Raw genomic sequence first — 25,790 nt, 5'->3', positions numbered from 1 at the left:
TCACACCTCACTTTTTCGTTGGGGTAATTACAAACTTAAAGTTTGTGACGCCCGCATCGGTAAACACCTTCGAATAGTAACTAGCTAGTTCTGGGCTGTTCGTATGATAAATAGCACCGCCATCGAAGCCAGAAGAGTATTTCTTCGCCTGATCTACCATTTTCGTCTGTTCAGCGACTGACCATGGCTTCGAGCCAGCCGGGCTTTCTGGGTTCCGAATAGAACTAGCCCAGTCATCGACAAATTTGGCTTCAATAGCTGTGGGTTTCCCGCCGATCACTGCCACTTCATCAGCGACACCGTTGACACGTTGCCCATCGACAAGCGCCGTGTATTGACGTTCAGCAAATGGAGTATCCCCATACATCCCACGCACACCGCTTTCGTAACTCTGCGCCTTGTCAATTGCCCGACTACCACTCACAGCAATCGGATTGGTTGTTACCAGCGCAGTGCCTGCGCCTTTTGCACCCACTACAGGTCGGCCGGTTCTCATCATGCCCATCGACGCGATTGCACGCAACGATTCGCGGATGCCAACCATCTCCGCGTCGCTCATCCCCCATTTATCCTGGAGAGTCTGGGCTATCGCATCTGCTGACTGGCCTGCTGTCACGCTGGCCAGCATGTTCTGGAACTCAAAGTTTTCCGCTACCAAACGCCCGTAAGCCTCTTGGGCTTGTTGTGACGCTCCACCCACCAAGTCTTTGAGGTGTTCCTGGTCGGCTTGGGCCTGTGCCGCCAAACTCGAGGATGTTTTGCAAGCGGTGATATTTCCCGCACACGCGTTGATCGCCGCGATCTCTCGTTCACGACTCAGATCCATGAAGGTCTTCTGAGCGTTTTGGACGCACCCGGCATCACCTTCCGCGCAACCGTTAAGTGAGTTGGCAGCTCTCTCTAAATCACTGTGCGTGAGGTAGTTATATTGCGTTGCGTTGGCCGCAATATTTGCGGCGATTTCAGGATCGCCTCCCGTGACCACTGTCGTTAACACAGCAACCAGCTGAGACATGGCGACCAAGTTCGCCTGCGCCTGGACCGATGCCGGACTGGCCGGGTCATATCCTTCCGGCAGTACCAATTTAGCCAAGTACTGCACTAAACCTTCGTTCGCGCCCCCAGCAATTGCACCAGTTTTAAAATCGCCCCCCATCGCCATCGACTTCAATCCGCCTAGCAAGGCGTGGGCAGCAATTTTGGTCGGACTTCCATCCGCGAGCGTTGTGTTACCCAAGCGCTGCGCGCCTATGGCGCCGGCAATATCGATGACAGCACTCAGTGCGCCATCGCTAAGGCTGTCAGTCAGGCTCCCGCCGTTGATAACGGTTTTCACGAATGACTGGGCGACTACGTTCATTGCCACTTTTTGGGCACTGGCAAGATCGAAGTTCAACTTCGTAGGGTCGTAACCAAGCTGCGACGCGACGCCAGCAGTTGCGGCGGAGGTGAGGTATCCCTTAACCGCACTGGACGAGGTAACGTCTTTAAAGACCGCACCAAGGTTGCCGCCATTATTGATGGCACTCACGGAGGCATTGGTGGCGGCACTCGCGGCCACCGCCCCGACCATCGCCCCGGCCGTACCGCCACCCGCAAATGCGGCTGCTGCAGGTCCGACGATGGCAGCCATCAAGATCGCGATAGCTATTTGTGCAGCGACCCCTAATCCCGAGTTGCTGTATTTAAACGACTGATGTATTTCCTGCACCAAACGCCAGTCGACATCACCCCGTTTTTCCGCATCTTTCAGCCACGCTAGATCAGGATCGGCTTTGACCATCGCATCAATGGCTTGACTAACGGTTTGCTGGTTCACCTGCTTGATGTCGATGTTCAAACCACCAACTGCGTTGATGACCAGATTTCCTTTCGCGGTCAGTTCACTTTGGCGCAGGGTTTCATTGGTGCTGCCTTTACCGGACATCGAGTTCCAAGCGGCATTGCTATTGCTCTTCTCGTGACTCTCCTGATGAAGGTCTTTAACACCCTCGAAGTTGATCGCCCCGCCGCTGTTAATCGTCAGGTCTTTACCGCTATTGAGCTTCGCGACCTGATACTGCTGATCCCCGCCACTCACCAACACCAAGTTCCCGCCAGCGGTGATTTCGCTGCCGATGTTTTTCACATCGGTCACTTCGTCGTGCTTGGTTTTCTTGGCGCCGAAGGAGCCTTTTTTCTTCATGTCGTACAGCGAGTAATCGTTGTCCTGTGCAGCCAGGACTTCGAGTTTGTTGCCTGCTGCCAGATACGCTTCGTCGTTGGCGGCGATGCGGCTGGAGGTGACGGCCAGGTTTTGCCCGGCACTGACGGCAACACTCCCGCCAGCGGTAATCTCGGTCTGGACCTGGCTGACGTGGTCTTCCTGCTTTTTGACCTTCTTGCTCTTGCTGTACGAGTGCTCTTCATCCGCCGCCGAGCTGATGGTGACGTCTTCGGTCGCGGCCATGGCGATATCGCGCTTGGCGTCAATCTGGCTGGCGATGGCGTTGATGTCTCGCCCGGCCTGAACCGACAGGTCGCGACCTGCGCTGACGGTCGAGCCGATCTGGGTGATGTCGCTGCTGGTGTGTTTGCTGTTCAGCACGAGGCTGTCAGTCAGTTGGGTTGCGGCGGTGTTGACATCTCGCCCGGCGTTCAGCGTCATATCGCGACCGGCTTGCAAGGTGCTGCCGATGTTGTTGATGTCGCGGCCGGCGGAAACGCTCAGGTCGTTGGCGGCTTCGATACGCGCCGCGCTGTTCGCGAAGTCCTTGTGCAGTTCACCACGAACATCGCTGTCCAGCGAAGTGACGCTGCGCTCGTTGGTGACATCGCCGCCGATCGCCGTCACGGTGACGTCGCGACCGGCGATGATGCCGCCCGCTTTGTTGGTGACGTCGTTGCCCGCGAGCAGGTCCAGACGGTTGCCGGCTGAGATCAGGCCGCTGTTCACCAGGTCATTGCCGGCGGTGGCGGACAGGTTGTTGGTGGCCTTGAGGGTGCCAACGTTGTCCAGGTTCTGACCGGCAATGAGGGTCACGTCCTTGCCGGCGATCAGCGCGCCGTTCGGGGCAAGACGGCCATCGGCTTGAGCCAGATAAAGGACCGGCACCAGCACGTTTTCGCCGTTCACTTCGCGCTCTTCGAGCCAGACGAGGTCGTGGGTCAGCGCCGCCACTTGCTCGGAGGTCAGCGAGACGCCGACGGTCAAATTGAGCTGGGTTTTGCTGGCGATGGCGTTGTTCATCAGGTACTTGAACTGATCCTCGTTGGAGGTCTGTCCGTCGATGAATGCCTGGCCGGTGCGCGAGGTGACGGCTTGTTGCACCAGGCGCTGTTCGTAGAGGCCGTCGCCCAGACGCTTGGCGCTTTCGTCGGGGTTGTAGCCGAGGCCCGCGAGCAGGTAATCCGAGCTCATGAATTGCTTGAGGTCGGTGAGCACCGGGTTGGTTTCGATCAGGTATTTGCCGGGGCGCGCCGTGGCTGCGGTGGAGGGCAAGCCCTGAACCCTTTCGACCGTCTGGGCGGTCGCCGATTGGCCCGGGCTGATGCCGGTGGGGTTTGCGCCACTGATGGCGCTGATGCCGGGAATGGGGGTAACGCCTGTAGAGCCCGGAACTTCCGAGACGCCAGTGACACCTGCTGCGCCTGTGACACCGGTAACACCGCGGACACCGGCTACGCCTCTGACACCCGTGACGCTTGCGACACCTGCGACCTGTTCGACGGCTGCAATGCCACCCGCGCCGGCCTGGTGGCTCGGAACCGAGAACCCGCCGCTGCCGGAATCGCCCGGTGCGGAGACGTTAAAGGCCGATGCATCGGCGTTAATGGCCGATGGGTTTCGAGTTGAATCGCCAAGCTGCCGACCGGTGCTGATTGCCTGATTTACGGAAGCTATTTGCAGGCTGCTGCCCTGCCCGACGGGAAGGGCCTGGTCGCGCTGAGCGGTTGAAACACTGGCGCCTGTCATGGTCCAGCTTTGCGGTGCGGTGGTGGGTGCAGCAATAGCAGCATTACTGCCGCCCTGCCCGCTCAGGCGGAACAGGCCGTTCTGCCCGGTGGGCAGACTGAATCCGGGGAGTACGGTGGGGTCGACTTGCTGCTGGGCCAGATTAGGTGGGAGCTGACTGTTGATGTGTGCAACCACTGTCGTGCTGGCTGCAGTCTGGGTGTTGGAAACCTTATTGGCGCCACCGAGATACGCATAATCTTCGTGAATGACGCTGTTGGTCAGGTTTTGCGTGGCAGTAATGTTTACTTTGCCACCGGCTTGCACGACGGCGGATTGAACTTGACCGTCGTCAACTGACACTTCGCTGTCGCCTAACAACCGGAACTGATTCAGGAAGGTAGGCATTTGGACGAGATTGTTAGGGTCGTACTGAGAAGCGCCCAGCTCGTGATTGAAGCCGGTGTAGTACTTGAGGTGCTTGCCTGTCACTTTGTCGACAAGGTCTGCATCACCCCCGACGCCATATTGATTGGCAACTTCGAAAGCCGTTTCCGAGTTCATGTAGTGGAAAACTTGCGGCCCGTCGTCATTATGGACGTTGTAGTTGTAGAGATCTCCATTCATGAAATTCAGGTGAGTGGAGCTGGAGATTCCCCCCGTCCGAAACGTTCGAGTTCGCTCAATGGTGCCGCCCGCAGCACCTTCGTTTGTGAAGTTGTCGGCCTGGATTGTGATGTCGCCTGAAGCCATGACCTGACTTCGGCTGTTGAGAAAATCGCCACCTGTAAAGACAAAATTTCTGCCTGCCGACAGCGTGCCGCTCCCTGAAGAAGGGTCGATCGAGGCTTTGTAGATTTCTTTGACGCCGTACACGATGTCGTAGCTGCTGCCTTGGCAGTCGTAACAAGCGAAGGCGATGAAACCGGAGACCAAGTGCCGCTCGGACGTGAAATCATCGCCGCGGTTTTTTAACACCGACGCGTTGATGGTCATTGTTCCGGCTGACTCGATAGTGCCCTTGAAGTTATCCAGCAGAGCCGCTCTGCTGACCGCGTCGGCCCCCCGAATATCCAGATCGCCCAAGCTGTAGACGTCACCACCGTTGTTGGCGAACGAGCCCACGTGCAGATTTGTTTTTCCGCCGCTAAATAGCAGCCCTGTGTTTGTCAGGGACGGGGTATTGATAGTCAGTGACTGGCTGGCGCCCAGTGTCCCATCGTTTTGCAGAGTATTGGCTGTCAGCGTCAAATCGGAGTTCGAGGTAATCCGCCCGGCGTTGACCACAGCCCCCGCCACATTGATATCCGTCCGCCCACCCCCCGCAATCGAGGTCGGCGCATTCAGATCCAGTCGATTCGCGCCCAGGCCCAGCGTCCCCAGGCTGGTCAGTCGGCCATTACCGGAATACCCGCCCGACAACGAGACATTCATCGCCCCGTCGCTGGCAATCAACCCGTCGTTGATCCAGTTCCCGCCGGTGCCGACAAAGGCCGTGGACGCCAGCAATTGCCCCGCCGCGGTCTGGGTGAAGTTGTTGACGTTGACGTTCAACGTGCCGGCCTGAAGGACGCTGCTGTTGGTCCAGGTGTCGGCGTTGAGGGTCAGCACGCCGCGGGTGACCAGGCTGCCGCCGGCGTTCATGACGTTGTCGGTGGACACGCCGAAGTTGCCGCTGCCGACGTGCAGAATGCTGCCGCCGCCGTTGAGCAGGCTGCCGACGCCCACCGCGAGGTCGGTGTTGGCGGTTTCCAAAGCGCCGTTGCGGTTGTCGAACAGGCCGCTGATCTGCAGGTTGGTCAGGCCGCTGGTGCCGAGCGCACGCAGTTTGCCAGTCTGGTTGTCGAGGCTGGCGGCGCTGATGCTGAGGGTGCTGTCGCTCTCGATGATGCCCAGTCGGTTGTTCAGCGCGCCGGCGAGGCTGAGGTCGATTTGCTGACCGGCGATCTGGCCGTCGTTGTCGCCGCTGTTGTCGAAATTGTTGCCGGTGACGTTGATCCGCTGCCTGGCGTACAGGCCGCCGTTGCGGTTGTCGAAGTTGCCGCTGCCGGTGTTGATCAGCGCGTCGCCGCCCTGAGCCGATACCCGGCCGCCGTAGTTGTCGATGCCGGCGAGTGCGCGAATATCGAGGCTTTGCGCCTGGGTGATGCCGCCCTGAAGATTGGCGTCGTAGCCGTTTCTCAGCACGCCGGTGATGCGCGCGACGAAAGCGTTCTGCAGGCTCGACAGCACGCCGCCACGGTTGTCGACGTTGTTGGCGGTCAGGTTGAGGTTGCCGGCCTGGGCGATGATCCGGCCGTTCGGGCCGTCGATGTCGCCATTGACGGTCAGGTCCAGCGCGCCCTGGCTTTGCAGGGTGCCGCTGGCGTTGGCGAGGCTGGCGGCTTGCAGTCTGAGGTTGGCGTTTTTGCTGTAGATCAGGCCGTCGTTGCCGTTCTGCACGGCGCCGCTGGCGTTGACCTGAAGCTGGTCGTTGGCGGCCACGGTGCCGCGATTGCTGTTGTCCAGGCCACCGGTGGTGAGGGTCAGCGCCCGTTGGCTGGCCAGTTGACCGCCCTTGTTATTGATCTGGGCGGCGCGCTGGATCAGCAGATCCCCCGCGCTGGCGAGCTTGCCGTTGGTGTTGGTCAGGGTGCCGAGCAGGTCAAGAGTGACGGCGGCGTTGCCCGCGACGGTGCCCGCGCTGTTGTCCAGGTCGGTGCCGGTGAAGCTGATGTTCTGTTGCGCGTTGACCGTGCCTGCCGCGTTGCCGAGGCCGGCGGCATTGATGGTCAGGGCGGCGCCGCTGTCGATCAAGCCGTTCTGGCTGTTGTCCAGCACGCCGCTGACGTTGAACGTCTGGCCGCCGCCGCTGGACAGAATCCCGCCACGGTTATCGACGCTGGCGGCGCGAACACTGAGGGATTTCTGGCTGACCAGCGCCCCGGCGGCGCCATTGAGCAGCGCGCCTGTCAGGTTGACGCCGACGTCGCCGCTACGGCTGGAGAGTGTGCCGCTGTTGCGGTTGTCCAGGGTTGCGCCATTGACATTCAGCCCTGCCCAACCGGAGATGAGGCCGGCCTGGTTGACCAGCGTAGTACCGTTGAGCACTAGGTTCTGGTTGCTGATCAGTCGGCCGTTGCTGTTGTCCAGCGTACGCCCGGTCAACGTGAAGCTCTGGGCGCTGGACATCTCGCCAGCCTGGTTGTTGAAGTCGCGCATCCGGTTAACGGTCAAGGCGCCTTTCGCGGTGATAAGCCCGCGCTGGTTGTTCAGGTCGGCGCCGTTGAGGTCCAGCGTCACGGCGCCGTCACCCAGCAGCCGTCCGCCGTTCTGGGTCAGGCTGTTGAGCGTGAGGGTCATGTCGCCCTTGGCCGAGACTTCACCGCCGTCGCTGGAATCCAGCGACTGAGCGTTCAGGTGCAGGGTGCCCTTGCTGTTGATGAGCCCGGTGGAGCGGTTGTCCAGCGCACCGGTGTGCAGGGTCAGGTCAGTGCCGGCGAGCAGCAGGCCGCCGCGGTTGTCGAGATCGGCGGCGGTGGCGTCGAGCGCACCGGTCGCGTTGATGAGGCCGTTGCTCTGATTGGTCAGCAGGCCGTGAACATTCAGGCCGAAGTCACCGCGGCTGGTCAGGGTGCCGGCGCTATTGTCCAGCGAGCCTGCATCGATGTTCAGGCTGGCGGCGGCGATCATGCCCTTGACGTTGGTCAATGCCTGGGCGACGCGGACGATCAGCGGCTGGTTGCTGAGCAGTTTGCCGTTGCTGTTGTCGAGGCTGTCGGCGCTGAAGGTGAAGCCCTGAGCGCTGGAGATTTCACCGTTCTGGTTGTTCACGCCGGCCAGGTTTTTGAGCAGCAGAATGCCGGGGGCGTTGATCAGGCCGTTCTGGTTATTCAGCTGGCCGTGATTCACATCGAGGGTCAGGTCGGTATTGCTGAACAGCATCCCGCCTTGTTGATCCAGCCCGGTGACGCTGGCCGAAAGCGCGCCGTTACTGCCGATGCTGCCGCCGTCGAGGTTGCTGACCTGAGCTGCCACCATCTCCAGGGTCGAGGCGCTGCTGACGCGGCCGTTCTGGCTGTTGTTGAAGTCACCGGTGTGCAACGACAGCGCGCCTTTGCCGCTGATGCTGCCGCTCTGGCTGTTGTCGAGCCTGCTGCTGCTGAGGGTCAACCCGCCGTCGGTGACCAGCTTGCCGCCCCGATTGCTGATCGCGCCGCTGGTGTTGACGGTCAACGCATCGGCACTGGAAAGACTGCCGCCGTTGTTGGCCAACGAAGCGCTGCGCACGTTCAGCGTGCCTTCGCTGTCGATCAGGCCCTGGCTGTTCAGCAACGCGCCGCTGAGGCCCAGGTCGATTGTCTGCTGGCTGACCAGGTTGCCGCCGCTGTTGTCCAGCTGCGTGCCCGAGACCGTCAGCAATGACTTGCCGGACAACACGCCTTTGGTGCGGTTGAGCAGTTGATCGACGGTCAGGGTCAGGGACTTCTGGCCGATGACGCGACCTGCATCGCTGTTGTCCAGACGCTGGCCGGTGACGCTGATGTCGTCCTGGCTGGACAGCTCGCCGCCGCGGTTGTCGATGCTGCCGACGTTCAAGGTCATGACGCCGTTGGCGCTGACCAGGCCGTCCTGGCGGTTGTCGAGGCTTGCGCCGGTGAGGTTCAGCGCGCCGAGGGCGATCAACTGGCCGCCTTGTTGTTGCAGGCCGCCGATGTTGGCGATCAGGTCCTGTTTGCTGGCGATCTGGCCAAGGCCGTTGTCAACGCTGGCGGCATTCAGAGTCAGCTTGCCGTCGGCCACCAACGTGGCGTTGTGGTTGTTCAGGGCGTTGCTGACGGTGAGATCAAACGCACCGCGGCTGCTGAGCAGGCCGTCGGTGTTGTCGAGGCTGTCGCTGCGGGCGTCGAGGGCCGCGGCGGAAATCACGCCTTTGACGTTGTTGAGCGCCCTGGCGACGCGCACCATCAGCCCTTGATCGCTGAGCAGTTTGCCGTTGCCGTTATCGAGGCTGTCCGCGCCGAAGGTGAAGCCCTGCGTGCTGGAGATTTCGCCGCTCTGATTGTTCACACCTGCCAGGTTTTTCAGCAGCAGCGCGCCGGGGGAGTTGATAAGGCCGTTCTGGTTGTTGAGCTGGCCGTGGTTGAGGTCGAGGGTCAAGGCGCCGTTGCTGAACAGTTCACCGCCCTGTTGATCGAGGCCGGTTACGCTCGCGTTGACCGCTTTGTTCGCGGCGATGCGCGCGCCATCCTGGTTGGTGACCTGGCCTGCGCTGAGGGTCAGGGTGTCGGCGCTGGTGAGTTGGCCACCGTGGCTGTTATCGAAGGCGCCGGTGTTCACGGCCGCGCTGGTTTTGCCGGAGATCACGCCCTGATTGCGGTTGTCGAGGCTGGAACTGGCGAGGGTCAGGCCGCCATCGGTGGTGATCGAGCCGTGCTGGTTATTCACCGCGCCGGGGGTGGCGATCGTCAACGCGCCCGCGCTGGATACACTGCCTGCAGCGTTCGACAGCGATGCCGTCTTGATGCTGAGCCCGGATTCGCTGCTGAGCAAACCGGCGTCGTTGAGCAACGCGCCGCCAAGGTCGACGGCCAGACCGTTCTGGCTCGCCAAGGTACCGGCGCTGTTGTCCAGCGTGGAACCGGTCAGTTGCAGGGTGTCGCCAAACAGCATCCCTTTGGCGCGGTTGATCAGACGATCAACGTTGAGCTGCAGCGCGGTGCCGGCGATGACTTTACCGGCATCGCTATTGTCCAGTTGCTGCGCGGTGATTGTCACGTCCTGCTGGCTGGACAGCTCGCCGCCACGGTTATTCACGTTGCCGACGGTGAGTTTCAGCGCTTTTGTCGCGCCGACCAAACCTGCGCCACTGTTATCGAGTGTGTTGCCGGTCAGCGTCAGATTGCCCTGAGCGACGAACTCGCCGCCCTGCTGTGCAAGGTCGCCAACGTTGGCGACGAGATCGGACTGACTGGCGATACGACCGGCGCCGTTGCGTACGCTGTCGGCCTGGATCTGCAGCACACCGGCTGCACTGAGCAGGCCGCTCTGGTTGTTCAATTGCTGGCCGAGGAACGCAATCCCGCCCTTGCCGCTGATCAAACCCTTTTGACTGTTATCCAGCGCATCGATGAAGAGCTGCATGTCCTGGGTGGCACGCACCGAGCCGCCGCGGTTGTCGACGGTGGCGCTGCGCAGGGTCAACCCGTTCTGCGTCGACACAACGCCGCCGCGGTTGTCCAGGGACAGGCTTTGCAGCGCCAGCGCACCTTTGGATTGAATGCTGCCGCCGGCCTGATTGTTCAGCGCGCCGGTCAGGGTGAGGGTGACATCGCCATCGGACACCACCGTGCCCGACTGGCTGTTGTCCAGACTGCTCGCGGTAACGGTCACGCCATCGGCGGCACCCAGTGTTCCGGCATGACTGTTAATCGCGCCGCTGACGCCCACGGTCAGGCGTTCATCGGCGGTTATCTGCCCGCCGGCGTTGTTCAGACTGGCCGCCGTGACGGTGCTGACTTGCGCCGCCGACAACTCGCCGTTCTGGTTCGACAGTGCAGCGCCGACCACGACATTCAACGCCGCATCACTGCTGACGCTGCCATCGTCGTTGAGCAGTGTGCCGGTTTTTAGGTCGATGCCCTTGCCGGAGATCAGTCCGCGCAGGTTGCTCAGTTGCCCATTAACCCGAACGCTCAACGCCTGTTTGCTGATCAGCGAGCCGTCGCCGTTTTGCAGGTCGTCAGCTGCGAGGGCAAACGCGTTGAGGCTGGAAATTTCGCCGGAGCGGTTGTCGACGCGGGTGAGGTTCTTCAACAGCAACTGCCCTGGCGCCGTGATCAGGCCGCCCTGGTTGTTGAGCAGCCCGCCGTGGAGGTCCAGGCTGACATCGCCGTTGCTGTAAAGATGGCCGCCGTTGTGCTGGTCCAGCCCGGTGACGGACGCCGTTAGTGCCTTCGCACTGGCAATGCGCCCTGCGTCGCTGCTATCGACCTGCTCTGCTGTGAGCAGCAGTGCGCCGGTGCTCGTGAGTGTCCCGTTGCGGTTGTTGAACGCGGCGGTGTTGAGGGTGACGCCCTCCCCTGCGATTCGACCGCCGTCGCTGTTGTCCGCCTCGCCGGTTTGCAGGTTCAGGTCACTGACGCTGGTCAGCTCGCCCCCGCGGTTATCCAGGCTGGCAGCGTTGATGCGGGTGCTGCCGTTGGCGCTGACCGTTCCCGATCCGTTGAGCAGATGCCCGGCAATGTCCGCCGACAGGGCGCCAACGCTGGTTACCCTGCCCTTCTGGCTGTTGTCGAAGGTTTGCGCCGTGATTGCCAGATTGCCGTTGCTGGTGATCAAGCCGCCGCTGGCGTTCCACAGCTGGTTGGTGGCGATGGACAGATCGCCCTGACTCAACACCTGACCGGCCTGGCGGTTATCAAGACTGGCTGCCTTGAGCTGCACACCGTTGGCAGTGATCACCCCGGCTTGATTGAGCAACTGGCCGGAAATGTCCGCGGACAAGGCGGCAACGCTCGATACCTTGCCCTGCTGGCTGTTGTCGAGATCCTGCGCGGTGATCGACAGATTGCCGTTGCTCGTAATGAGACCGCCGCTGGCGTTCCAGACCTGAGGGGCTGTAATGGTCAGACTGCCGAGACTCGCCACCTGACCGGACTGGCGATTATCCAGAGTGGTCGTGTTGATCTGCACACCGCTGGCAGTGATCAAGCCGCCGCCGTTATTCAGCAGTGGACCGGAAATGTTCGCGGTCAAGGCCGCGAGGCTCGACACCTTGCCCTGTTGGCTGTTGTCGAGGTTTTGCGCGGTAATCAACAGGTTACCGTTGCTGGTGATCACACCACCGCTGGAGTTCTTCAGCTGACTGGCGACTATCGAGAGAATGCCCTGGCTCAACACCTGACCACCCTCGTGGTTGTCCAGGGTCGTCGTGTTGATCCGCACACCGTTGGCGGTGATCGACCCGCCGCCGCTATTGAGCAGCTGTCCGGCAATATCCGCTGACAACGCCGCCACGCTCCATATCTTGCCCTGCGTGCTGTTGTCGAGGTCTTGCGCGGTGATCGACAGATTGCCGTTGCTCGCAATGAGGCCGCCGCTGGCGTTCCATACCTGAGCGGCCGCGAGGGTCAGTGCGCCCTGACTCGACACCTGACCGCCCTGGCGGTTATCCAGGCGGGCTGTCTTGACCTGCACATCGTCTTTTCCGGTGAGGGACCCTGCGCTGTTGAGCACCGTTTCGGAAATGTCCGCAGACAACGCCGCCGCACTCGACACCTTGCCCTGCTGGCTGTTGTCGAGATTTCGCGCGGTGATAGAGAGGTTGCCATTGCTGGTGATGACCCCACCGCTGGCGTTCCATACTTGAGTGGCCGCGAGGGTCATACCGCCCTGGCTCAACACCTGACCCGCCTTGCGGTTGTCCAGGCTAGCTGCCTTGAGCTGCACGTCGCCGTCGGCGGTGATCAACCCGCCGCCATTGTTGAGCAGCTGTCCGGAGATATCTGCTGACAACGCGGCCGCACTCGAGATCTTGCCCTGTGTGTTGTTGTCGAGATCCTGCGCAGTGATCGCCAGGGTGCCGTTGCTGGCGATGACGCCACTGTTGGCATTCAAAAGCTGACCTGACGCGATGGTCAGACCGCCCTGACTCACCACTTGACCGCCTTGGCGGTTGTCCAGTGTCGCCGCATTGATCTGCGCGCCGTTGGCGGTGATCACCCCGGCACTGTTGAGCAGCTGCCCAGCAACGTCCGCGGACAAGGCCCCAACACTCGAGATCTTGCCCTGAGTGCTGTTATCGAGATTTTGCGCAGTGATCGCCAGATTAGCGTTACTGGTGATCAGCCCGCCGCTGGCATTCCACAGTTGGCCCGCGTTGAGGGTCAGACCGCCCAGACTCACCACTTGACCGGCCTGGCGGTTGTCCAGGGTCGCCGCGTTGATCCGCGCGCCGCTGGCGGTGATCACCCCGGCGCTGTTAAGCAGTTGACCGGAAATGTCCGCCGTCAACGCCGCCGCACTCGACACTTTGCCCTGCTGGCTGTTGTCGAGGTTTTGCGCGGTGATCGACAGGTTGCCGTTGCTCGCGATAAGTCCGCCGCTGGCGTTCCATACTTGAGTAGCCACAAGGGTCATGCCGCCCTGACTCAGCACACGACCGGCCTGGCGGTTATCCAGGCTGGCGGCGGTCAGTTGCGTACCGGCCTGGCCGCTCAGCGTACCGCCCTGATTATTGATGGATTGCCCGGCGCCGACTTGCAGCGTTCGGCTGGCGACTACGTTGCCGGCGTTGCGCAAGTCCTGGGCGCTGATCGTCACATCGCCGGAAGCGTTGCGGCTGTTGTCAACATTTACGCCGGCTTCGACGATGGCGGTGTTGGTCAGCTGCCCACTGGTGGACAGCCTGATCTGATCGCGGGCGGCGACGTTCTGCTGAATGTTCAGTGCATCACGGCCTTGCAGGTCGACGCTGCTGCCATACACCGGGCCCTGAACCTGGGCGTTGAGGGCCTTGATGTTGACGGCGCCGCTCGCGGCGGCCTGGGCCATGTTCAGCTGGCCGTTGGCGTCGATCTGGATGTCGCCGGCGCTGGCCGCCAGATTGCCGGCCACTTTCACGCCGACCCCGGCTTCGGTGCCCACCAGACGAATGGCGCCGGCGTACATGCCGCCCAGCGCAGAACTGTCGATGGCCAGTTGCGGTTTGGCGCTGCCGTCGTCAGCCAGTGCCGTGGCGTTGAGGCTCTGCGCGTCGACGTTGTTGCGACCGGCGATGATGTTGAGTTTGTTGGCGTGCAGCTCGGCGTTAACCTTCGCGCTGCGGGTGATGATGTCGAACTGGTCGAGGTTGGTGGCATCCAGCCCTCCCCCTTCGATGGACACGCTGCCGCCTTCGACGCGGAAATGATCAAGACGGCCGTTGTCCAGCACCGGCCTGCCGGTGGTGAGGGTCGCCCGCGGCGTGTTGATGAAGCCGCAACCGTTGCAACTGATGCCATAGGGGTTGGCGACGATGACGTGGGCGGCCTGCCCGGCCACTTCGGTGTAGCCGTTGAGCTGGCTGGCGTTGGCGCCGGTGACTTCGTTGAGGATGATCGAGGCGGCCCGACCGTTGAGGTTCGGGTTGCCGACCACGATGCCGCCCAGCTGCGTACTCTGGGTACGGGCGTTGGCGTTGTTGAGGATCACGCCCTGGGTGCCGACGTTGTACTGCTGATACTGGTTGTGGGAGAGACCGCTCGCATTGGGCGCCGCGATGTTGACGATGGGCACGCCGTTCCCTGCCTGACCCAGGGTGGTGTTGGTGGTGCCGCTCACCGCGATGCCGTCGGCCTGGGCCAGCAGCGGCTGCCAGAACATGGCGTTGGCCAGAACCAGGGCGATACCGCGCTTGGGCATGCCCCAGAAACGGGGACGCTCAGTCAGCGCAGCCGAAGGCTGACGCACGAGAAAATCAAAGTGGCGAACGTCCATGTCAGGTATCTCGGTCAAACGTTAGAGAAAAAAGTCCATGCGGAAATAGATCGGCGACTCGCGCTCGATCAGGCCGCCAGGGCGCTCCAGAGAGTGAGCAAAAGTGACGGTCGCGGCGACGTGCTGGCCGCGGGCAAAGCATTCGAACGCGTTGCTGGACAGGCGCCCGTGCGCGTCGTCGTTGTAGCGATCGTTGGCGATCACGCCCTGGTCGTAAGACGCTGCAATGCCGTAGTCGCTGAAGGCCGGGCGCAGCCAGTCGAGGGTGACGGGCCGGGTCAGGCGCAGCTCGTTGCGCCAGTAGCCGCCGCTGTCGCCGGCCAGGAGTTGGTCCTTATAGCCGCGCACCGAGGATGAGCCGCCCAGGCTCATGCGCTGAGGGCTGAACAGCACATCTTCGCTGCGCTGCCCGGTGGCGAGGCTGGTGAAGGTGAAGCTCTCGTCCCACAGTTTGAACGGCTGCAGGTAGCTCACGGTGCCGGTGTATTTGCGATAGCGCGCATTCGCTTCGCCTGGCCCGGGGTGGTTGTTGTCCTGGGCGCCGAACGCGCTGATGCCCTGTTGCATGCCGAGGTCAAGGTTGAGAAACGCCGAGCCCACGCGGCGCCCGTGGTTGATGCCGTACTGCACTTCGCTGATGCGGTTGCTGCTGGCCAGCCGGCTGCCTTCGATGTAGTTGTTGCTGCGCAGGTTGGAGACGCCGAGGTTCAGGGAGGTCTTGCTCAGGGCGTCACGGTAGATGACCCGCTCGGCGCGCAACTGATGGGTCTGGCTGTCGCCGTTCTGCTTGAAATCGAAGCCGTTGGCCTGGGCCTGTGAGCGGTATTCGCTTTCGCTGTAGCTGTAACTGAAATTCCACCAGCCCCACGGCAGGTTGTAGGCCAGCCCGGTGTTGTGCGAGGTGTGCAGGCGATCGGTCATGGCGTCGTGACCGCCGCGCAGGCTCAGCTGATCCGCGAGGCCCAGCGGGCTGTCCCACTCAAGCCCGGTGTTCCACTGTTGCTCGCCGGTGCTGCGCTGGCCGTCGTTGTTGCGCGAGAGGCTCACGCACCACGGCTTTTGCGGCGTGTTCTTGACCATCACGTCGCTGCCGCCGACTTCCTGGCCCGGCGTCAGCTCCATCTGCGCCTGATTGGAGGGCAGACGATTGAGCTGATCGACCATCTGCTCGATCTCGCGCAGGTTGACCAACTGCCCTTCGCGCCCCGGAAACGTCATCGCCAGTTCACGCTTGCTCAGGCCGCCGTCGGCAGCGCTGCGCAGTTTTTCCAGCAGGCCTTCGACCACCAGCACCTGCAGCTGCCCCTTGGACAGATCTTGCTGCGGCAGGTAGGCGCGGCTGGTCACCAGCCCTTTCGCGATGTACAGGTTGGTGATGGTCTTGAGCAATTCGTTGAGCTGGGACACGCCCATGCACGTGCCCAGGTAAGGCTGGGTCAGGTGCTGACGCTCAGCATCGGACAACGACGCGGCACCTTTGAGCTCGATCGCCGTGATGGTGAAGCAGCGCGTGTCGACAGGGGTAGCCGGCGCGACAGGTGCGGGTTGCTTGCCGGGCAGACTCTTGAGGTCTTCCAGGCGGCGCTGCTGATCCTTGAGCAGTTGCTCCTGGCGGTCGCGCAGCAAATCCTGATCACCCGGGTTCGGCGCCGCGAGGATAGTGAGCGGAATGGAGACGAGCAGGCAAAAAAGCCCAACTCTAGGTGAGGGGAAATCCACGGAGCATCCTTGCAATAGCACAGTAATATCAATAAACGGCGCGATAGTAATGAGCCATTAGAATGGCGTCAATAAGTCGGCTTTAAGTTTCATGTTCAGTCAACGAGCCGTTCCATGGGCGCGAGCGTCCAGGGGCGAGTCAGTGCCGAGGGGGGTAGTAACGAGTCAGGAGTATCGCGGGGTAGCGGTTGTTTAATCCGCGAGAGAATGCCCTTGATGGCGGGGTTGCGCTGCCGGGGGATTCCGAAGGAAGTCTGAGAAAACTAAACAACGGGGTCAGGAAATGGCCGCAACCCCGCTCAGAGAACGTTCAATGACGCAACAACTTGCGCAACGGCACTCCATCCTTCAGCACCGGCGACTTGATGACGATGTAGCTGAAGTACTTCGAAATCCCGATGTTTTTGTCGAGCAGGCTTTCCACCACTTCCTGGTAGTGCTGGATGCTGCGGGTCATGAAGCGCACCAGGTAGTCGTAGCCGCCGCTGATCAGGTGGCATTCGAGGACTTCGTCCACCAGGCGGATGTTGGATTCGAACTTGGCGAAGTCTTCGCGCTTGTGGTCGCTAAGGGTGATTTCGGTGAAGACGGTGACCGAGTCGGTGATCTTGGCCAGGTTCAGATGCGCTTTGTAGCTGGAGATATAACCCGCCGATTCCAGCCGCTTGACCCGTTGCAGGCACGGGCTGGCGGACAGGCCGACGGCATCGGCGAGGCTGACATTGGTCATCCGGCCGTCCTTTTGCAGTTCGACCAGGATGCTGATGTCGATCCGATCCAGTTTTACGAGCCCTTCCATCACGTACCTCTTGACTGCCGTTGTAAGACAATCTTCTAGCAAAATCAGCGCCGTAAAGACAGCTGATGCTGCGCCACCAGGTCGGCCATGCTGTTGATGCAGTACTCCGCCGCGCAGGGGGAAGGCTGACGTGCCCGGTGGCGGCCGATCAGGCAGCGGTCCAACGCGGCGTAAGGGTCGACCGATGGCCGGGTCACGTGCAGGACCGGTTGCACCTGATCACCCTGATCCGTGAGCCATTGCGGACCTTCGGCCAGGGAAATGAAATCTTCCGGTGCAATTCCCAGCCGCTCACAGAGCACGCCGCGATCCTCGGCATCGCGGTCGCCGCGCACCAGCAATCGATAGAATTTGCGCAGGTACAGCATCGCCCCGGGCGCGTCTTCGAACAGCGACCAGTTACCCGCCGAACGGGCGAAGCTCATGCCCTCCTCCCAACTGGCGTGCAGGCCCCACTTTTCCGCCAGTTGGCGATGGGCGAAACACAGCATGCCGCTGAAACCCAGCTCGGCGAAGCGCGGATACAGGCTGGCGACGACCGCGTTGAATTCGGCCAGCACTTCGTCCCTGGCCGGTTGCCCGCCGCGGCTGTCGAGCAGCGGTTGCAGCGCTGCCCAGACGCCGGAATCGCGATCCACCAGCACTTCATCGCAATCGATCAGCAACGCTCTGTATTCAGTCAGCCCCAATTCTGTCAGCCCCATGTGGATCGAACCTCCTGGATGCATCTGGCCCGTTGCGGGCAAAGCGTCACTTCACATTCGAGTTCAAGACCCGTGCCAAGGCGGCGTCGAGGATCTGCACGGCTTCGTCGACCTGGGCTTCTGTCGTCACCAACGGCGCGAGGAAGCGCAGCACGTTGCGGTAAACGCCGCATTTGATGACCAGCAAGCCACCGGCGCGGGCTTCGTCGATCACCCGTGAGTTGAGGTCGGCATCCGGGGTACGCGCCGCGTCATCCTTGATCAGTTCGATCGCCAGCATGAAACCGGTGCCGCGCACGTCGCCGATGCGCGGGTAACGCGCCTGCAGACCGATCAGGCCCCGGCGCAGGCGTTCGCCCAGGAGTTGGCTGCGCGCCAGCAGGTGTTCTTCCTCAAACGCATCGATCACCGCCAGCCCCGCCGCGCACGCCAGGGCGTTGCCGCCGTAGGTACCGCCGAGGCCGCCGGGCAGCGGCGCGTCCATGATGTGCGCCTTGCCGACCACGCCGGACAACGGCAAGCCACCGGCGAGGCTTTTGGCGACGGTGACCAGATCAGGCTGGATGCCAGAGTGCTGGTAGCCGAACCAGGTGCCGGTACGGCCAAAGCCGGTCTGGATTTCGTCGAGGATCAACACGATGCCGTGCTTGTCGGCCAACGCGCGCAGGGCCTGGAGAAACTCCGGCGGCGCGGTGAGGAAACCGCCGTCGCCCTGCACCGGTTCGATCAGAATCGCAGCCACTCGGTCCGGTGCCACTTGGGTGGCGAGCAATTCATTCAGCGCGGTGATTGCGTCAACACTGCTGACACCGCGATACGCGTTCGGGTACGGCGTATGGAACACCTCCGGCGCAAACGGCCCGAAGTTCTGTTTGTAGGGTTGGCTCATGCCGGTGAGCGTGGTGCCGAGCAAGGTGCGTCCATGGAAGCCGCCACGGAAGGCGATGACTGCCGAACGGTTGGTGTGGGCACGGGCGATCTTCACGGCGTTCTCCACCGCTTCAGCGCCGGAGGTGAAAAACGCGGCCTTGTAGGCTTCCTTTCCGCCGATCATTTCACAGAGGCGCTGCGCCAGGTCGAGGTAAGGCGTGTAGGCCGCCACCTGAAAGCAGGCGTGGGAGACTTTCTGCAGTTGCGCCTGCACGGCGGCGACCACTTTCGGGTGGTTATGGCCGATGTTGAGCACGCCGATGCCGCCGACGAAATCCAGGTAGCGCTTGCCGTCCACGTCCCACAATTCGGTGCCCTGGGCGCGGTCGATCACCAGCGGGTGCGCAGTGACCAGACCACGGGGCACGAATTGCTCGCGCTGACGGAGCAAATGAGGGGTTTCGTCGACTTTGCTGTTCATGGCATTTCCCATCGTGAGTCGGGCAACCCGGAGGCGGTTGCGATGCTGATCAGGTTACGGCGTGCGGGCAACGCACTTAGCCGAACTTGGCCCGTGAGAAATTCGGATCGACTGTTTTGGCCCCGCCTTTCAACAGATCCTGCGCCGGGCTTGGAGGATGATGTGGGCTAGCTCCCTACCCCTTCCCTTCAGCCTCCCTTTAGCAGGAGAAGCCCATGGCCTTGCTCTACAAAGCCGACCCCGCGCGCGCGCCACACTGGCAGAGACTCTTCGCCGAACATGCACCGGACATCGAATGGCGCGCCTGGCCGGACATCGGCAATCCCGAAGAGGTCGAGTACCTGGCGGCCTGGCAGGCGCCGGATGACCTGACGCAGTTGCTGCCGAATCTGAAGGTGCTGTTCGCGCTGTCGGCCGGGGTTGATCAGCTGGATCTGTCGCGCTTGCCGGCGGATCTGCCGGTGGTACGGCTGCTGGATCCGGGCATCACGCGGGGGATGTGTGAATACGCGACGTGGGCGGTGTTGAGTCTGCATCGGGATATGCTGCGGTATCGCGAGCAGCAGGCGGCACGCTGTTGGCAGGCCCATCTGTTGCAACCGGCGGAGAAACGGCGCGTGGGGGTGATGGGGTTGGGCACCCAGGCGCAGCAGATTCTGGCGACGCTGGCGCCGTTCGGGTTTGCCTTGTCGGGTTGGGCGCGCAGTGTCCATGAAATTGAGGGGGTGGACTGTTTTGCGGGTCAGGCGCAGTTGTCGGCATTTTTGGGGCAGTGCGATATTTTGCTGTGCGTACTGCCGTTGACGGAGCAGACGGAGGGGATTCTGGACCGGAATCTGTTTGCGTTGCTGCCACGGGGTGCAGGGCTGATCAATATGGGGCGCGGCGGGCATCTTGTTGAGGAGGATTTGCTGGAGGCGCTGGAGAGTGGGCAGTTGGGGGGCGCTGTGCTGGATGTCTTGCAGGTGGAGCCGGCAGCGGCTGATCATCCATTTTGGGAGCATCCGCAGGTGGTGTTAACGCCGCATGTGGCGGCGATGACGCAGCCGGCGAGTGCGTTTGGGGTGTTGCTGGAGAACATTCGGCGGTTTGAGCGTGGGGAGCGGATGGTTGGTGAGATTGATCGAAATCGGGGTTATTGAGTCCCGTTTTCAGATCACAAGCCAGGTCAAGATCACAAGCGTCTGCCTAGGGGCAGACTGTTTCGCCTTCGGCGAGTTACTTGGAAAAGCACCCCAAGTAACCAAGGGTGCCTGCTCTCGGTTTGGCCCGACTTCGTCGGGTTCCCTCACTTCGACGACGCTCCGTGGGCCCGCGCCGAACGGACATCCATGTCCGCAACGGCGCTCTCGCCGCATCCATGCGGCTCGGCCCACTGCGCGTCGTCTACGTTCGGCCTGCACCAAAGTCGCGATTGGTGTCGTCTGGGCTATTTGCGTATGAAGATCAAAAGCAGATCAAAAGCAGATCAAGGGCTTCCCGGCTGAAGCCGGTCTTACGAGGATCGCCGCCGGTCCCACTGACACAGCGCATGCTTTTAGCGCTTATAGGGGACTGATTTATTTACAACGCTTCACCGTAAATTAATCTGTCCCCGGTCCGTTAGTGTGGCACCTGACGTCTTCCCGGCTAAAGCCGGTCCCACTGACACAGCGCATGCTTTTAGTGGGACCGGCTTTAGCCGGGAAGACGCCATTCCAGTCGCCAACAATTATGTGATGTTCAACACGACACCTTCTCTGGGAAAGCTAGCACCACTCACAGCGGAAACTGTCCGCCCCGCAACACCCCGTAACCCCCGTGCCGTTGACCACCCGTCGACCCGACCGCATCCTCCGCCGCCTCAAATTGGCAGGCATCAACAAGGTCATGTTCAAGGACGACAAAAAAGATCCCTTTGGGGACGACTCGATTTTCAAAGGGCTTCCCAACGGAGGTGCGTCGTGGGCCGCATGGAACTCGCCTCCCGAACCCGTGCGGGTGCCCACTCCGATGCCAGAGCGCTGGCCGGCCCCGAAGGAGCGCACCGACAAGGTCTTCGCCAAATCCTGTACCGGGGAATGGTGCAGCACTGACGCCGGCACTGAGGTAGAACCCGCCTCCAACTTCGGCGCGATCATGATGGCGGGCGCCATGCTCCTGCCCTCCGCCTCCGACGCTATTGCCGCCGCACTCGGCGCAGACATGGGATTGGGCCGCATGGCCGGCGGCGGCATCATGCAGCGCAGCCACACGTGGCTGCTTCGAGGAGCCGGCGGCCCGGCGAGTCTGTTCATCGTAGGCATGCTCCCGGCGAAGATGGGCGACGGCACGCTCTACACCGATGACGAATTGCGCAACCTGGCCCAAGCGACAACGCGGGTGCGTTTCCAGTTGCGCCGTGATGCAGAAGGCGAGTTACAGATCTACGGCATCCATTCCAAGTCATCCGGCGATGACTCGGTCCGCACCGTGCAAGCCCGCTGGAACGCCGACAAAAGTGCGATGGAAGCCCATCTCAGCGGCGTAACCATTCTCATGACGCCCCGCCGGGGCCGACACGGGACGCTGGAACCGCTGGTCTACCCTGAAAACAGCGACGCGCGCTTAGGCACCATCCTCGTCCACCCGATCCCCGACGACACCGACAGCCAGCTCGAAGGACTCCCAGGCGACGACATCACTGCTGAAGACTGCATCCTCGTCTTCCCCGCTGACTCGGGGCTGAGGTCGATGTATGTGGTGTATGCAAGGCCGTTTAATGGGGATCATGGGTATCATCCGCCTCCGCTGGACCTCCCAGGCTTTCCAGACGCCAAGAAAGCAGACAGTAAAACAATGGTCCAGGGTGGTGGAGCGAAGCGACGACGCTGGAAAGATCCCAAAGGCCGAATATTTGAGTGGGATAGTCAGCACGGGACTGTCGAAATGTATGACAAACAAGGCAAGCACTTGGGGGAGTTTGATCCTCAGACCGGCGAGCGAACCAAGCCGGCCAAGCCCGGCCGTAAAATTGAAAAGTGAGAGTTCTATGTTCCTCTATATATTTGGATTTTTGCTCGACAGCACCGAAGACGACTCGCTGAAATTTGAAATGAAGATAGATCCGTCGTTGAATGACGAAATCGTAGCGCGGCTCGGCCATGCAAGCCTAAACGCGATGGCGGAAGGTGACTGGCCGCTGACAAACGAGCAGGTCACAATGCTGTCTTCAATCACGGGACGCCAACTTCCGACCGATCTGAAGCTCCTGATAGGCGTCGTAGCGTGAGCACAGCACGGGGCCAACCACCCTCTGGATAACTTAATGATTGGTGAAGTCACCTCATATGGCATTCATGCTGATACAGGGCTTTTACCCTGAGCCGGACCCGGACAACTCGCTTCAGTACGAGAAGGTGGTACCACAAGCACTCGAAACAAACGTGCTTGCCGCGATGGGCTGGACGACAAAATCAGACGTACCCCCGGGCGTAACAGAGCTTAGCCAGGAGCAAGCAGTGATGGTGCTCAAAGCGTTAGATGAGCGAAAAAAGGCGCAATTGATTTACTGCATTGCGCTTTACAGAAATGAACCTGCCAGTTAGGCACTCAATGCGGGATTAATTTACGGTGCAGCGTTGTAAATAAATCAGTCCCCCTTAAGCCCACGCCAGGTCAAGATCTAAGGCGTCTGCCTAGGGGCAGACTGTTTCGCCTTCGGCGAGTTACTTGGAAAAGCACCCCAAGTAACCAAGGGTGCCTGCTCTCGGTTTGGCCCGACTTCGTCGGGTTCCCTCACTTCGACGACGCTCCGTGGGCCCGCGCCGAACGGACATCCATGTCCTGACGGCGCTCTCGCCGCATCCATGCGGCTCGGCCCACTGCGCGTCGTATACGTTCGGCCTGCACCAAAGTCGCGATTGGTGCCGTCTGGGCTATTTGCGTATGAAGATCAAAAGCAGATCAAGGGCTTCCCGGCTAAAGCCGGTCTTACGAGGATCGCCGCCGGTCCCACTGACACCGCGCATGCTTTTAGTAGGACCGGCTTTAGCCGGGAAGCTTTTGATCTGATCGTTCCCCACGCTCCGCGTGGTAAAGCCGTCCGGGGCGCTCTGCGTCCCTGTGGGACCGGCTTTAGCCGGGAAGAGGCCCGCGCAATCGCTATCAACTTCTCGGTGTGGCATCCGTCGCCTTCCCCGCTAAAGCCGGTCCCACAAACGTCAACAGCCAGTCCTGCAGAAATCCCGGCCCTAAACCAATCTCCCGGCAATCGCCGCCCCTACGTCCTGCGTCGACCCCTTCCCGCCCAAATCCGGGGTGATTGGCCCCTCTGCAATCACGTCTTCAATCGCCTGCAAGATCCCGTCGTGGGCCGCGCGGTAGCGGTCGTCGCCGTTGCCGAGGAAGTCCAGCATCAATGCGCCGGACCAGATCATCGCGATGGGGTTGGCGATGTTCTGCCCATAGATATCCGGCGCCGAGCCGTGCACCGGTTCGAACAACGAGGGGAAGCGACGTTCCGGGTCGAGGTTGGCCGAGGGGGCTATGCCGATGGTGCCGGCGCACGCCGGGCCGAGGTCCGAGAGGATGTCGCCGAACAGGTTCGACGCCACCACCACGTCAAACCGGTCCGGCTGCAGCACGAAGCGTGCACACAAAATGTCGATGTGCTGCTTGTCCCACGTCACTTCGGGATAATTTGCCGCCATGAGTGCCGTGCGTTCGTCCCAGTACGGCATGCTGATGGAGATGCCATTGGATTTGGTCGCGGCCGTCAGCTTTTTACGCGGGCGGGTCTGGGCGAGTTCGAAGGCGAATGTGAGGATGCGGTCGACGCCACGGCGGGTGAACACCGATTCCTGCAGCACGAACTCGTGTTCAGTGCCTTCGAACATCTTGCCGCCCACCGAGGAATATTCGCCCTCGGTGTTTTCCCGGATCACCACGAAGTCGATGTCCCCCGGTTGGCGGCCGGCCAGCGGACAGGGCACGCCGGGGAACAGCCGCACCGGACGGATGTTCACGTATTGGTCGAAGTCACGGCGAAACTTGAGCAGCGAACCCCACAGGGAAATGTGGTCCGGCACCTTGTCGGGCCAGCCCACGGCGCCGAAGTAGATCGCGTCATAGCCCTTGAGCTGCTCGAACCAGTCGTCGGGCATCATCTTGCCGTGGGCGAGGTAGTAGTCGCAGTGGGCCCAGTCGAGCACGTCGATGCTCAGGTTCAGTTCCCATTTCCTGGCCGCCTGTTCCAGGACCCGCAGCCCTTCCGGCAGGACTTCCTTGCCGATGCCGTCGCCCGCCATCGCGGCGATTCTGAATGCCTTGCTCATGGTGCGCCCCTTGGGTTGACTCAGTTCAAGCCGCCGATGTGGAAGGCTTTGACTTCAAGGTACTCGTCCAGGCCGTACTTGCTGCCCTCGCGGCCGAGGCCCGATTGTTTGATGCCGCCGAAGGGCGCGACTTCCATCGAGATGATCCCGGTGTTGAGGCCGACCATGCCGAACTCCAGCGCCTCGCCGAAGCGCCACGAGCGCTTGAGGTCCTGGGTGAAGTAGTAAGCGCCCAGCCCAAAAGGCGTTGCGTTGGCCAGCGCCAGTGCTTCGCCTTCTGTAGTAAAGCGCATCAACGGCGCCACCGGGCCGAAGGTTTCTTCATTGGCCAGCAGCATGCCGGCGTGGGCGTCAGCCAGCACGGTGGGTTGCACGAACTGGCTGTCGCCTGCGGGAATCCCGCCGCACAGCAGTCTGGCGCCCTGACTCAAGGCATCGTCGATGTGCCGGGCCACCTTGGCGACCGCCGCCGGGTTGATCAGCGGGCCGATGGTCACCCCCTCTTCCAGGCCGTTGCCGACCTTGAGCTTGCCCACCTCCTCCACCAGCCGCGCGGCGAAACGGTCGTAGATGCCCGCCTGCACCAGAATGCGGTTGGCGCACACGCAGGTTTGCCCGGCGTTGCGAAACTTGCTGATCATGACACCGGCAACGGCCTGTTCCAAGTCGGCGTCGTCGAACACCACAAACGGCGCGTTGCCGCCTAGCTCCAGGCTCAGGCGTTTGATGTGCTCGGCGCTCTGGCGCATCAGCAGGCGGCCGACGGCGGTGGAGCCGGTGAAGGAAATCTTGCGCACCGCCGGGTTGCCGGTGAGTTCCTCGCCGATGCCGGCGGGCAGCCCGGTGAGGACGTTGAACACGCCAGCCGGAATGCCGACGCGCTCGGCCAACACCGCCAGGGCGAGGGCGGACAGCGGCGTGAGCTCCGACGGTTTGACGATGATCGGGCAGCCGGCGGCCAGGGCCGGCGCGCATTTGCGGGTGATCATCGCGTTGGGGAAATTCCATGGGGTAATCGCGGCGCAGACGCCCACGGGTTGCTTGAGGGTCAGCAGGCGGCGGTCGCCAGTGGGGGCCGGCATGGTTTCGCCGTAGACCCGGCGCGCTTCCTCGGCGAACCATTTGACGAAGCCGGCGCCATAGCGGATTTCGCCCTTGGCCTCGTTCAGCGGCTTGCCCTGCTCGCAGGTCATGATCAGCGCGAGGTCGTCGAGGTGGTCAATCATTGCCTGGAACCATCGCTCCAGCAGAGCCGCACGCTCTGCCGCCGGACGCGCGCGCCATGCGGGCCAGGCACGTTCGGCGGCGTCGATGGCGCGGCGCGTGTCGACGGCGTCCATGGCCGGCACCTGGGCCAGCAGATCGCCGGTGGCGGGGTTGCGGACGTCGAGGGTGGCGCCGCTGTCGGCGGCGCTCCACTCACCGTTCACGTAAGCGCGTTCAGCCAGCAGGCCGGGGTCTTGCAAGCGATTCTTGAGCATGGTCGAGTCCTGATCCGAGACAGATCCCAGTCTAGGGATCTGCCTCGAAC

Annotated in this window: 11 protein-coding genes; 4 read left to right on the top strand and 7 right to left on the bottom strand. The window is 61.8% G+C overall.

Going from position 1 to position 25,790, the window contains the following annotated elements; genetic code table 11:
• Window positions 1-7 precede the first annotated feature (7 nt).
• The 5 genes from BBI10_RS04740 to gabT all read right to left on the bottom strand — a co-directional run bounded on the left by BBI10_RS04740 (window position 8) and on the right by gabT (window position 18,965).
• A complete protein-coding gene (locus BBI10_RS04740; RefSeq protein ID WP_065987235.1) occupies window positions 8-14,392 on the bottom strand; it encodes a filamentous hemagglutinin N-terminal domain-containing protein in 14,385 nt (4,794 codons plus the stop codon).
• 21 nt (window positions 14,393-14,413) lie between these two features.
• Complete coding sequence (locus BBI10_RS04735; protein WP_244160316.1) at window positions 14,414-16,075, bottom strand: ShlB/FhaC/HecB family hemolysin secretion/activation protein; 1,662 nt, start codon at window positions 16,073-16,075, stop codon at window positions 14,414-14,416.
• Between the two features lie 346 nt (window positions 16,076-16,421).
• Entirely contained in the window at window positions 16,422-16,910 is a 489-nt protein-coding gene (locus tag BBI10_RS04730) for an Lrp/AsnC family transcriptional regulator (protein WP_003174918.1), read from the bottom strand.
• Between the two features lie 44 nt (window positions 16,911-16,954).
• Window positions 16,955-17,599 (bottom strand): 2-haloalkanoic acid dehalogenase, encoded by a 645-nt coding sequence (locus BBI10_RS04725; protein ID WP_065987331.1) that lies wholly within the window; start codon window positions 17,597-17,599, stop codon window positions 16,955-16,957.
• Window positions 17,600-17,660: 61 nt separating this feature from the next.
• Window positions 17,661-18,965 (bottom strand): 4-aminobutyrate--2-oxoglutarate transaminase, encoded by a 1,305-nt coding sequence (gene gabT / locus BBI10_RS04720; protein WP_065987234.1) that lies wholly within the window; start codon window positions 18,963-18,965, stop codon window positions 17,661-17,663.
• Window positions 18,966-19,180: 215 nt separating this feature from the next.
• Here gabT and BBI10_RS04715 point away from each other — a divergent pair, with 215 nt between their 5' ends.
• The 4 genes from BBI10_RS04715 (at window position 19,181) to BBI10_RS04700 (ending at window position 22,531) form a co-directional block, all read left to right on the top strand.
• Window positions 19,181-20,107 (top strand): 2-hydroxyacid dehydrogenase, encoded by a 927-nt coding sequence (locus BBI10_RS04715; RefSeq protein WP_065987233.1) that lies wholly within the window; start codon window positions 19,181-19,183, stop codon window positions 20,105-20,107.
• A gap of 658 nt (window positions 20,108-20,765) precedes the next feature.
• Window positions 20,766-21,968: a colicin E3/pyocin S6 family cytotoxin gene (locus tag BBI10_RS04710; protein ID WP_244160310.1), complete on the top strand. Its 1,203-nt coding sequence runs from the start codon at window positions 20,766-20,768 to the stop codon at window positions 21,966-21,968.
• 7 nt (window positions 21,969-21,975) lie between these two features.
• Window positions 21,976-22,215, top strand: a complete 240-nt coding sequence (locus tag BBI10_RS04705) for a pyocin S6 family toxin immunity protein (protein ID WP_065987231.1) — start codon at window positions 21,976-21,978, stop codon at window positions 22,213-22,215.
• A gap of 58 nt (window positions 22,216-22,273) precedes the next feature.
• On the top strand, window positions 22,274-22,531 hold the full coding sequence (locus BBI10_RS04700) for a pyocin S6 family toxin immunity protein (protein WP_065987230.1): 258 nt from the start codon (window positions 22,274-22,276) through the stop codon (window positions 22,529-22,531).
• A gap of 645 nt (window positions 22,532-23,176) precedes the next feature.
• Here BBI10_RS04700 and BBI10_RS04690 read toward each other — a convergent pair.
• Both BBI10_RS04690 and BBI10_RS04685 read right to left on the bottom strand, forming a co-directional pair.
• On the bottom strand, window positions 23,177-24,259 hold the full coding sequence (locus BBI10_RS04690; RefSeq protein ID WP_065987228.1) for a tartrate dehydrogenase: 1,083 nt from the start codon (window positions 24,257-24,259) through the stop codon (window positions 23,177-23,179).
• Between the two features lie 20 nt (window positions 24,260-24,279).
• Complete coding sequence (locus BBI10_RS04685) at window positions 24,280-25,740, bottom strand: NAD-dependent succinate-semialdehyde dehydrogenase (protein ID WP_065987227.1); 1,461 nt, start codon at window positions 25,738-25,740, stop codon at window positions 24,280-24,282.
• Window positions 25,741-25,790: the final 50 nt, after the last annotated feature.

The organism is Pseudomonas graminis (genome assembly GCF_001705435.1).
Taxonomy (GTDB): domain Bacteria; phylum Pseudomonadota; class Gammaproteobacteria; order Pseudomonadales; family Pseudomonadaceae; genus Aquipseudomonas; species Aquipseudomonas graminis_B.
Note: the sequence above shows the minus strand (reverse complement) of the source record. Positions and strands in the feature narration are given on the sequence as shown.

Bases quoted from the DNA above. Each gene is read 5' to 3' on its own strand.
- BBI10_RS04740 (WP_065987235.1), bottom strand. From the start codon at position 14,392: ATGGACGTTCGCCACTTTGATTTTCTCGTGCGTCAGCCTTCGGCTGCG.
- BBI10_RS04730 (WP_003174918.1), bottom strand. From the start codon at position 16,910: ATGGAAGGGCTCGTAAAACTGGATCGGATCGACATCAGCATCCTGGTC.
- gabT (WP_065987234.1), bottom strand. From the start codon at position 18,965: ATGAACAGCAAAGTCGACGAAACCCCTCATTTGCTCCGTCAGCGCGAG.
- BBI10_RS04715 (WP_065987233.1), top strand. From the start codon at position 19,181: ATGGCCTTGCTCTACAAAGCCGACCCCGCGCGCGCGCCACACTGGCAG.
- BBI10_RS04705 (WP_065987231.1), top strand. From the start codon at position 21,976: ATGTTCCTCTATATATTTGGATTTTTGCTCGACAGCACCGAAGACGAC.
- BBI10_RS04700 (WP_065987230.1), top strand. From the start codon at position 22,274: ATGGCATTCATGCTGATACAGGGCTTTTACCCTGAGCCGGACCCGGAC.
- BBI10_RS04690 (WP_065987228.1), bottom strand. From the start codon at position 24,259: ATGAGCAAGGCATTCAGAATCGCCGCGATGGCGGGCGACGGCATCGGC.
- BBI10_RS04685 (WP_065987227.1), bottom strand. From the start codon at position 25,740: ATGCTCAAGAATCGCTTGCAAGACCCCGGCCTGCTGGCTGAACGCGCT.